Origin of the sequence: Humidesulfovibrio sp. (genome assembly GCF_035560995.1) — a bacterium.
In the GTDB taxonomy this organism is placed as follows: domain Bacteria; phylum Desulfobacterota; class Desulfovibrionia; order Desulfovibrionales; family Desulfovibrionaceae; genus Humidesulfovibrio.
On the sequence record NZ_DATMYK010000114.1, the window covers coordinates 1 to 9,518 of the forward strand.

The window sequence follows — 9,518 nt, forward strand, 5'->3', positions numbered from 1 at the left end:
GACTTGAAGGTGTCGAGGAAGCGCGCCGCCTGGACATGGCCGCCGCTGGCGCGCACCTGCTCAAGCAAGGCGCGGCCCGCGCCGCCCGCGCCATAGATGCTGATGGCCGCCCCTGCGGGCAGCTGGTCGATGCGGGAGAAGTAGCGCATGGGTGCTCCTTGCGTGGCGGGCCTAGGCCCCGAAAGCGTTCTGATAGCCGAGGGCGGCGGTCCGCACGGCGTCGCGCAGGGTGTCGGCCTGGGCGGTTTCGCCCCGGCCGCGCAGCACGCCTTCAAACCACAGCACGACCTCGAAGGCGAACTCCACCTGGAAGTAGCGCTCGGCCAGGGCGGCCAGCTTGAGCACCTTCTCAAGGCGGAACAGGCTCAGGTCCGCGCCTTGCCGCTCCAGGGCGATGGGGTCGCGCAGGTACAGCGCGTGCGACTCCACCCGCTGGCCGTGCCAGTGGTGGTAGCCGGGCAAGAGCCGGGTGCTGACCGGGGACGCGTTGCGCCCCACCAAAAGCGGGCTGATGAATTCAAAAAAGGTGAAGCCTTTGCCCCGCAGCCAGCGGTCCACATCGGCGAACAGCGGCCTGCCCGTGTAGTCCTCCACAAAGGCCACCTCGGTAAGCAGGCCGACGGCCTCGGGCAGCACGCTTTCCCCCGCGCCCAGTATCTCCAGCTCCGCGCCCTGCACGTTCAGCTTCATGAAGTCCACGCTGGCCACGTCCTGTTCGGCGCGCCAGCGGTCCAGGGTGGAGAGGGTCACAGTCTCTTGGGCCATGGGCCGCATGTGCCTGCCCTCGTTGCGCACCCCGCGCCCGGCGGGCATTTTCCAGCGGTCGAAGATGGCGAAATCCGGCGGGAAGAACGAACTGCAATCGGGGTGGCTGGGACAGAAGTGGAAGGTGCGCGGACCGGCCTCGCTCCACAAGCCATAGGGAAAGAAGCGCGCCTCCATGCCGCTGGCGCTCATCTCGCGGGTCATGGCCGCACAGCCTTCCTCGTCCAGCTCAAAGCCATACAGGCGCATGCGCTCCGGCGGCAGGCCCAGCCAGCGGGGATCGGCCTTGGCGTCGCGCGCGCCGATGTCCAGCAGGGTGAAGCGCTCGCCTTCGGGCAGCAGCGCGCAGAGCAGGTTGCATAAGATGTAGCGGCCGCAGTCCTTGAAGGAACAATAGTCCGTCAGGCCCGCCTCGCGCAGGGTCCAGGAGATCTCGTCGTCGTAGCTGGAGGCGATGACGATGGGGCCGTCGCCCTCCGGGTGTTCGCGCAGATAATCGGCGAAGCGCAGCACGGGCAGGCCGTCCAGCTCGCCGCTGTTCTTCGTGTCCAGGAAGCGCGTTGCGCGCACCCGGCCGCTGGCGCGCACCTGGCGCAGCAGCTCGCGCCCTGCGCCGCCCGCGCCGTAGATGCTGATGGCCGCCCCTTGGGGCAGCTGGTCGACGCCGGTGATGAGCCGCATGGCCGCGTCCTCCCCCTGCCTAGGCCTGGCCCAGGTTGTAGCACTCGCGGCAGAAATCGGGGATGCGTCCTTCCAGATGCTTTTTGCGGAAGGCGCGGTAGGCGGGCGAGTTCCAGGCCTCCCGGAATTCCAGCGCATTGCCCAGTTGCACGTTGTCCAGGTGGCTGATGAGCCCGCAGGGCAGGATGCTCAGGTCCGAGCCGATGAAGGCGCGGCCAAAAGGCCAGCAGCACAGGTTGGCTGGCGAGTCGAGGGTGAAGCGGTCGGTGCAGTTCCACACCGAGACGTCCACGCCTTCCTTCTTCGCCAGTTCCAGGATGCGCCCTTCCTCCTCGTCGCTGAAGGGCCGCACCTTGAGGTCGCTGAACCTGTCCTCGTCGCCCCAGCCGGTGATGACCACGGAGTAGGACATGCGGCGGAAGCCCATGCGCGCGGCCAGGGGGATGAAGTCCAGCAGCTGGTGGCGGTTGTTGCTTTGCAGCAGCACCCACATGCGCGTGTAGTCGCGGTCCTTGGTGGCCACATAGGCATTGAGCGCCGTCAGGTTCTTCACAATCTGGTCGAAGTCGGCCCCGGCGCGGATGTGTTCGAAAACTTCTTTGGTGGCGCCGTCGAAGGAGGTCTGCACCTCGCCGATGCCGGAGTCGATGAGGCGCTTGTGGTTGTCGTTCACGTGCAGGAGCGAGCCGTTCACCGTGGTGCGCACCCAGGTGTCGCGGGCGATGGCGTGCTCGATCATGCCGAAGAGGTCGCGGTTCATGAGCGGTTCGCCCAGGCCCTGGATTTTTACTTCCACGAATTGCGGGTTCTGGTCCATGAAGGCCTTGAACCCGTCCAGGGTCAGATCGCTCTTGGGCTTGCCCTCGCGTTTGGGGTTCGCGCACATGATGCAGCGGAAATTGCACCGGCTCACGGGCTCGATGTCCATGATGTACGGCAGGGCCAGGCTCTCTTCGCTCCGGGCTTCGTTCTTGGCCAGGATGTAGTTCTTGAGCCGCTCCGGGAAGCGCACGAAGCCCCGGTAGTTCATCATGCGGTACGTGAACTGGTCGGGTCTTGGCGCCACCAGGCGCGCGGCGTCGGCCTGGGCCGCCTGTTGGTCCACCTCGCGGCGCAGGCTGGCCGGATCGTCCACATAGCCCTTGGCCTCGGCCAGGGCGGCGTCGTACTGGTCCTTGTACAGGCGCAGGAATTCCTCGTCGCTCATGAGCATGGTTCTTCTCCCGGCGTTGCGGGCTGGCCGTGGCGGGCCAGCAGCAGGGCGCTGTAGCAGTAGAGATCCTCGTCGGCATATTCCGACCAGCAGGGATGAAGCCGCGCGGGCGGCACCCGGCGCAGCAGGCGTTCGCGGGCTTCCGCCGCAAGGCCGATGCCCTGCCACAAATCAATAAAGTCGTTCACGCGCAGCAGGTTGGTGTCCGCGCCCGTGGCGCGCCATTCTTCCGGGCTGTGCGCCAGGAAGCTGAAGTGGACGGTCACCTGCTCGGCGATTCCCGTGTGGTCGCGGAAGTCCACCCGGTGCAGCATGATGCCGCCAGGAGCCAGCACGCGGGCCATCTCCCGCGCGAGAGCCTCGGGGTCGTCCACATGCTCCAGGGTCATGCGCGAGTAGATCAGGTCCACGCTGGCGTCCGGCAGGGCCAGCTCCTCCAGGCGCCGGGCCTCGCACAAGAGCCTGCCGCCGTCCCCCGTTCCGGCGTCTTTAATTTCGGGCCAGGGGATGAGCCCGGGCCAGGCCGTGCGCAGGGTGTGCGCCAGGGCCACGGTCTGTTCCATGTTCTCGGCGTTCTGGGCAAAGGGCTCCAGGGCCAGGCCGTGCTCAAAGCCTTCGCACAGCAGCAGGGCGCACAGGGGCAGCGCGCCCGCGCCCAGCTCCACGAAGCGCCCGCGCCGGGCTTTGCCGCCCGTGCCACCGGGCCAACCAGGAAGATGCGGCAAAAGCGAGTCGAACAGGCGCACCTGTCCGGCCAGGCGGTCCAGGGTGTTCGGGTGCAGCGGGGCCAGGGCGCGTTCCAGGGCCTCCCAGTCCGCCACGCCGGAAAAGCGGCGCAATGTCTCCCGTTGGCGCTTGGGCGCGAACCAGGCCTCGGGCTCGGCGGGGTCCAGCACCTGCGCGGTGAGCTCCGGGGGCAGGGGCCTGCCCTCCCCGGCCAGGCGCGCGCCGGTGACGAAGCGCTCCGCAGGGCTGGAGATTCCGGCCAGGGGCGCCAGGGCCAGCCCTGTGTGCTCCAGCATGGCCGGAAAGGCCGTGGGAGGCAGGGGCGCGCCCGCGCGGTTCGCCAGGGCATCGGCCGCGCGGCGCGAACAGGCGAAGAAGAAGCGTTCCGGGCCCACGCCCTCGGTCCAGGCCGCGTGGATGCCGCCCGTGGCCACGGCCTTGGCCGCGCGCGTCAGGTCCGGGCCGGAGATGAGCGCGGCATAGGACGTGAGCGCCACGGCCCCGGACCAGCCCAGGCGTTCCAGGGCGTCGGCCAGGCGCTGTTGCGGGGCCTCCGGCCCCAGGATGACCTGCACCCCGGCCTGCACCAGGGCTTCCTTCAGCTCCCGCGCGGCCTCGCAGTCCAGATCTTCCGGCAGGGCTGCGGCCGCGGCGGAACACAGGCCGGAGGACACCAGCCCGGTCAGCAGCGTGGGCAGCAGGTATCTGCCGTCCGCGCCGCGCGCCAGCGAGGGGTCGCTCGGCGCCGCTGGCCGCAGCAGGGCTATGGCGGGAAGCGTGGTCATGCGTTTTGCCTACAGCTTCTCGATGAGGGCGTAGCAGTCCTTGATGACCTCGGCCATGTTGTCGTAGCGGTAGCGGCCCATGCGGCCGATGGTGTAGCAGTCCTTTGGGAACATATCCATGTACCGCTGGGCCTTGGCCATGTCGGCCTTCACCGGATAGGGGTACATCTTGTTGTCGAATGTCGGGATCTCGATGCCGAGCAGAGTGTGCGGCGACTTGTAGTTGGTGAGGAGCTTGTACTCCACCACGCGGGTGAAGGGTTCATCGCCCGCGTAGTACAGGAAGTAATAGGGCTCCGGCGTCACGCGTTCGCACGGCAGGATGAGCTTCAGAAAGTGGCGGCCGATGTAGCGCAGCTCGCCGAAGCAGTAGTCGAACACCAGGTCGAGCGACGCGGTGTTGATGACGATGTCGCCCTGTATCCACTCGCCCCCTGCCAGCACGCGCTTGTTCTCCAGGTCGAAGCGGGTCACCGGGGTGTTCATGATCAGGCGGCAGTCCTGGGCGCAGACCTTGTCGAAGTAGGAGTTGAAGGCGTCGGGCTCGTTGGGGTAGCCGATGACCTTGGAGCCCTCGAAGCTCACCTTGTCGCCGTCCTTCAGGGCCACGCCCTTGGGCGAAAAGCCGAAGTCGTCGATCTCCTGGTTGTTCTTCACGCCCCACATCTTTTTCGAGTAGGTGTTCACGAACTTGTCGTACAGGGTTTGCCCCACGGAGTTGACCCAGTATTCCTCGAAGTTCTGCGAGGCCGCCACGTCGCCGCGCGCGGCCAGTTCGGCGTTGATCTTGTCCCGGTCGGGCATGGTGGCGATCTCATCCTTGTGGATGGGATAGGTGTAGAATTGCTGGTCCTGCTGCACGTAGGTCAGGCTGTGGTGCTTCAGCTCGCGCATGTCCAGGAATTGGGCCATGTAGTCCCACACGTACATCTCGCTGGTGTTCACCAGTATGTGCCGGGGGCCGATGGTGTACGGGTGCCCGTTGTAGAAGAAGGTGCGGCAGCCGCCGCCCAGGGTGGGCCCGGCCTCGATGATGGTGGGCGCGAAGCCCTTGCGCTTGAGCATCTCCGCGATGGCGCAGCCCGAAAAGCCGCCGCCGACGATAACCGCTGTCTTCTTCATGCCGTCTCCTTGCAGAGTTTCGCTGTGGCGTTTTGCGCGCCGCCTTCCGTGGTGTTGGCGTTCGCCGCGGCCTCGGCCAGCAGCGAGTCGATGAGTATCTTGGCCCCCTCGGCCAGGGGGGTCAGGGCCAGTTCCGCGCCCATGGCCGCCAGAAGGGCGCGGTTGTCGAACACAAGATCGTGGGAGCGCAGGCCCGGCGGGGCGTAGCGCAGGTTCAGGCCGCAGCCAGCCGTGTCGGCCAGCAGGTGCAAGATGTCGAGGAGCTTCATGCTCTGGCCCGTGGCCACGTTGAGCACACCGTGGTGCGGGCGCTCAAAGAGCCCCTCGATGATGGCGCAGAGGTCCGTCACCAGCACGAAGTCGCGCAGGGTGCCGCCGTCGCCGAAGACCGTCAGCTCCTGGCCGCGCAGCACGCGCCGGGCGAACATGCCCAGGATGCTGTGGCCCTGGTCCGTGGGGCCATAGATGCCCGGCAGGCGCAGGCAGGTCACCGGATAGTCCGTCAGGCCCGCGCGTAAGAGCAGGGTTTCGTTGGCCAGCTTGGACGCGCCGTAATAGTACTCCGGCAGGGCGGCGGTGGCCTCGGTGACGGGCAGGGCCGGGTGGTTGCCGTAGATGTCGGTGGAGCTCAAATACACGCAGGAGATCACCTGCCCGGGCTGTGCGGCGCGCACGAAGTTCTCCACCATGGCGATGTTCTTGACCATGGTGGCGAAGCTGTCCTCGAAATGCCTGCTCACGCAGCCGCACAGGAGCACCCGGCAGGGCTCGGCGCGTTGCGCAAAGACCTTTTTGACCGCCTCGGCGTCGGTGAGGTCGCAATCCTGGCGGGTGTAGGCGATGGCGTTCCAGCCGTTTTCGCGCAAGCGCCGCACGGCGGAAGATCCGATGAATCCGCCCGCGCCGAAGACCAGCACGTCTCTGTGCTTGTGGTTCATGTGTCGGCTCCCAGGTCGGAGGTGGTTCCGTCCGCGCGCAAAAGGGCCGACCAGGGCCGGATCACCGCAAAGCCGCCGCCAGCCTGTTCTGTCTGCCCTGTCTGGCCCGCCGTGCGTTCCCACATGCGGTCCAGCACCTCGGCGTTGTTGGAGCACAAAAGCACCAGGTCTCCCTTTTCGGGCCCGGCCACGCGGGGCAGGCCGAACACGGGCTCGCGGTCGCCCTGCATGGCGTCGTCGGCCACCACGCAGGGGCAGCCGGCCAAAAGCGGCGAGAGCTCGCGGTACAGGGCGCGGAAACAGTTGTACGCGCCAAAGAACAACACCCGGCCTCCGGCCGCGGCGTGGGCGACCAGCAGTTCCTTGCCGCGCTCGCGCCCGCGTCCCAGCCGGGCCAGGCCCTCAAGGGCCTCTTTGGCCTGGCGGGGGCCGTCCGCGGGGGGGACAAAACGCGCAGGCGCGGTCTTGCCCGGCAGCTTGCGCGCGGCTACCCGCAGGCTGCCCGCTTCCTGAGCCTCGATGATCTCGAAGCCGGAAAGTGCGGCGCGCAGGGTGGACAGGGTGTAGTAGGCCGTGTGCTCCAGGATGAAGGCGTCGGTGCGGCCCTCCAGGATGCGAGTGAGGTTGGGCACTTCGAGGTAGAGCAGGCCGCCGTCTTCCAGCACGGCGCGCGCCCCGGCCAGCATGGGCGCGGGATCGGCGAAGTGCTCCAGCACCTGCTTCAGGATCACGGTGTCGAAGCGCGAGGAGAACAGCGCGGGATCGAAAAACGCCCGAAGGGTGGGCACGGGCAGGTTTTTGTGCGTCGCGGGGTCCACGCCCAGGATGCTGGCTTCGGGCATGCGCTCCTTCACCAGGGCCAGAATGTCGCCCCGGTTGGAGCCGATTTCCAGCACACGCGCCTGGCGCCCGGAATGCCGGGCGATGATTTCGGCCGCGGCCACGTTGTCCTGGCTGCGGCGGGGAAAATCGAACAAAGGCTTGTCGTCCCAGGCCTCGTAGGCGTGGCGGATGAACTCGCCGTACTCCGGCGTGTCCGCCCCGGCCTGGAACGCGAAGCCGCAGGCCGCGCACACGGCGATGTCCAGATCGCGCGCGAGGTCGGATGCGGCCAGGCGCGCGCCGGGCAGGCGCAGCCCCAGGGCGGTCGGGCCCCCGCACAGCAGGCAGGGGCCGGGCATGACGCTGTGGTGGCGTTCGCGCTCAGGCATGGCGCTCCTCTAAACCTTCTCGCAGGTGACGAAGGACCGCCCGGCCCAGCCCACCTGCAAATGCGGCTCGAAATGCCAGGCCGAAACGGCCGAGAATTCGCGAAAGGCCTTGTACACGCCGCGCAGGGGCGAGCCCTTGTAGCCGGCGAACATGTCGTCCAGGTAGATGAGGGAGCCTGGCTGGAGCAGGGGCTCCAGGAAGTTCAGCACGCTCACGGCGCTTTCGTACAGGTCGCAGTCCACGCAGACCAGCGCCGCGCGGCAGCCCGCGTCCGCAAGCTCGCGCCCAAGCTGCGCCGTCAGGCTCTTGTCGTAGAACCCGGGAATCGTGCGCACTTTGTCCGCGTACAGGCCGTGCTGGGCCACGATGGCCCGGAATTCGTCTTCGCCGGTCTTGAGCGCTCCGGTGGTCCAGGTCTTGGTCCACACGTGCTCCGGGTCGCACTCGGGCAGGCCTTCGAAGGAATCGAAAGCATAGAAGCGCATGGCGTCCATGTTCTGCCGCCGGGCCTCGGTCAGGGCCATGCGGAAGGTGCGCGCGCGGTGGCAGCCGAATTCCAGGTAGTCGCCGGCGATGTTGTTGTCGTGCAGGAAATCGAAGGACGAGACGTAGAAGGCGTGCTTGGCGGCCTGGCGGTTCTGCTGGTTGTAGCGCACCTGGTCGTCCGCGGACCACCCGGCGAGTTCTTTGCCTCCGGGCAGCTCCACCCAGGGTTCGCCGTTCTTCCGCTGCACTGGGCCGGGCTGCGCGGGGCACTGCTTGGAATCGTCGGACATTGTCGCTCCTTTGTGCGGCTGTTTCGGCGGTCTTGGCGCGGCATCACGCCGCGAAGGCCGCCTCCAGCGGGGCCACGGCCCCGGAGTTGTCGTTCTTGTCGCGCCAGGCGCGCAAGGCGGCGCGCAGGGCCTCGTGGTCGCAGGAGGCCACAAGGTCCGGGATCTGGTCCATGCGGTCCAGCTCGTACACCAGGCCCATGCCGTTGCCCGCCGTGAACTCGCGGATGTACGGGGCTTCCGTGTGCACGATGACCGGCAGTCCGGCCTCCATGTAGCTGAAGACCTTGGTGGCCATGTTGATGGCGAAGTGCTTGTCGTTGTAGGTGCTGGCGCGCACGTTCTCCCAGTATATGGCGAAATTGTGGCGACTGATCTTTTTCGGCAGCGTGAAGAACGGCACCCCCGGCTCGAAGCTGAAGCGCGGGTATTTATTCTGGAAGTCGACGTAATGGGCGTGTTCTTCCCAGAACATGTTGCGGGCGTTCTGGTTCACCACGAAGCCCAGGCCCAGGCCCGCGCCGCAGAGCGTGTCGATGAGCGGGTCCATGATGTGGTTTTGGTGCCCCTGGGTGACGGCGATGCGGTAGGGCACGATGCCCCCGGCGAAGACCAGGCTGGCCGGGGTGCCGGGGATCAGGTCCGCGCATTCGGTGAAGTAGTCGCGCACGGGCAGGGAGTGCACGAGAAAATCCGGGCGGGTGAGGCTCCAGTTGGCGCGCATGCCGTCCACGGCCCAGGCGGGCATCTTGTGCACGAAGCTTGTGGCGCGCTCCAGAATCTCCCGCTCGGCCTCGCAGTCCTGGGCGTGGGGATCCTTGCGCATGTAGTGCAGGGAGTCGTTGATGTCGATGACCACGGGCGTTCCGTGGCGCAGTCTGGCCTCCACGGCGCAGGCCCCGTTCATCAGCGGCTGGATCACCGTGGTCAGGGCGTGCACGCGGGCGTCGGCCATGAGCGTGTACATCTCCTGGTAGTCCAGCACCTCGTAGTACTCGTCGAAAAAGAGCTCCGGGCGCTGCTCCTCGCGGATGCAGCAGCCGATGAAGGTCAGGTGGTAGCGGCCGGTATCGCGCAGGGCCAGGGCCTTTTTGCACACCGCGGGCTGCAGGTAGTAGGAGTTCATGACCACGTGCAGCTTGCCGTCCACCTCGCGCTCGTGCAGGTGCCTGGGCGGGGTGCGGTAGGCCAGGGTTTCGCGGCCGCGCGGCATGGGGCCGAGCATCTGCTCCAGGAGCGGCCGGCGCAGATCTGGCGGCAGCCAGGCGAAGGCCTGCTTCGGGTCGGCCGGTTTCGGCTGGCC

8 protein-coding genes are annotated in these 9,518 nt (G+C 67.3%); all 8 read right to left on the reverse strand.

Annotated elements, in window-relative coordinates; translation table 11 throughout:
- Positions 1–171: 171 nt before the first annotated feature.
- Positions 172–1,446 (reverse strand): FkbM family methyltransferase, encoded by a 1,275-nt coding sequence (locus VN419_RS04450; protein WP_325644865.1) that lies wholly within the window; start codon positions 1,444–1,446, stop codon positions 172–174.
- Positions 1,447–1,465: 19 nt separating this feature from the next.
- Positions 1,466–2,659, reverse strand: a complete 1,194-nt coding sequence (locus tag VN419_RS04455; protein ID WP_325644867.1) for a radical SAM protein — start codon at positions 2,657–2,659, stop codon at positions 1,466–1,468.
- A complete protein-coding gene (locus VN419_RS04460; protein WP_325644869.1) occupies positions 2,650–4,170 on the reverse strand; it encodes a methyltransferase domain-containing protein in 1,521 nt (506 codons plus the stop codon). The genes VN419_RS04455 and VN419_RS04460 overlap by 10 nt, the downstream gene beginning before the upstream one ends.
- Positions 4,171–4,179: 9 nt before the next feature.
- Positions 4,180–5,292, reverse strand: a complete 1,113-nt coding sequence (locus VN419_RS04465) for a UDP-galactopyranose mutase (RefSeq protein WP_325644871.1) — start codon at positions 5,290–5,292, stop codon at positions 4,180–4,182.
- The gene (locus tag VN419_RS04470; RefSeq protein WP_325644873.1) at positions 5,289–6,230 is read right to left on the reverse strand and encodes an NAD(P)-dependent oxidoreductase; all 942 of its coding nucleotides are present in this window, start codon (positions 6,228–6,230) and stop codon (positions 5,289–5,291) included. The genes VN419_RS04465 and VN419_RS04470 overlap by 4 nt, the downstream gene beginning before the upstream one ends.
- Complete coding sequence (locus VN419_RS04475; protein ID WP_325644876.1) at positions 6,227–7,441, reverse strand: class I SAM-dependent methyltransferase; 1,215 nt, start codon at positions 7,439–7,441, stop codon at positions 6,227–6,229. The genes VN419_RS04470 and VN419_RS04475 overlap by 4 nt, the downstream gene beginning before the upstream one ends.
- A gap of 9 nt (positions 7,442–7,450) precedes the next feature.
- Positions 7,451–8,218, reverse strand: coding sequence for a TylF/MycF/NovP-related O-methyltransferase (locus VN419_RS04480; protein WP_325644880.1), 768 nt, complete (start codon positions 8,216–8,218; stop codon positions 7,451–7,453).
- Between the two features lie 43 nt (positions 8,219–8,261).
- A partial coding sequence (locus tag VN419_RS04485; RefSeq protein WP_325644882.1) for a hypothetical protein occupies positions 8,262–9,518 on the reverse strand: 1,257 nt, incomplete at its 5' end.

What these genes read in the sequence shown, in the direction of transcription:
- VN419_RS04465 (WP_325644871.1), bottom strand. Translation starts at nt 5,292, where the DNA reads ATGAAGAAGACAGCGGTTATCGTCGGCGGCGGCTTTTCGGGCTGCGCC.
- VN419_RS04475 (WP_325644876.1), bottom strand. Translation starts at nt 7,441, where the DNA reads ATGCCTGAGCGCGAACGCCACCACAGCGTCATGCCCGGCCCCTGCCTG.
- VN419_RS04470 (WP_325644873.1), bottom strand. Translation starts at nt 6,230, where the DNA reads ATGAACCACAAGCACAGAGACGTGCTGGTCTTCGGCGCGGGCGGATTC.
- VN419_RS04455 (WP_325644867.1), bottom strand. Translation starts at nt 2,659, where the DNA reads ATGCTCATGAGCGACGAGGAATTCCTGCGCCTGTACAAGGACCAGTAC.
- VN419_RS04450 (WP_325644865.1), bottom strand. Translation starts at nt 1,446, where the DNA reads ATGCGGCTCATCACCGGCGTCGACCAGCTGCCCCAAGGGGCGGCCATC.
- VN419_RS04460 (WP_325644869.1), bottom strand. Translation starts at nt 4,170, where the DNA reads ATGACCACGCTTCCCGCCATAGCCCTGCTGCGGCCAGCGGCGCCGAGC.
- VN419_RS04480 (WP_325644880.1), bottom strand. Translation starts at nt 8,218, where the DNA reads ATGTCCGACGATTCCAAGCAGTGCCCCGCGCAGCCCGGCCCAGTGCAG.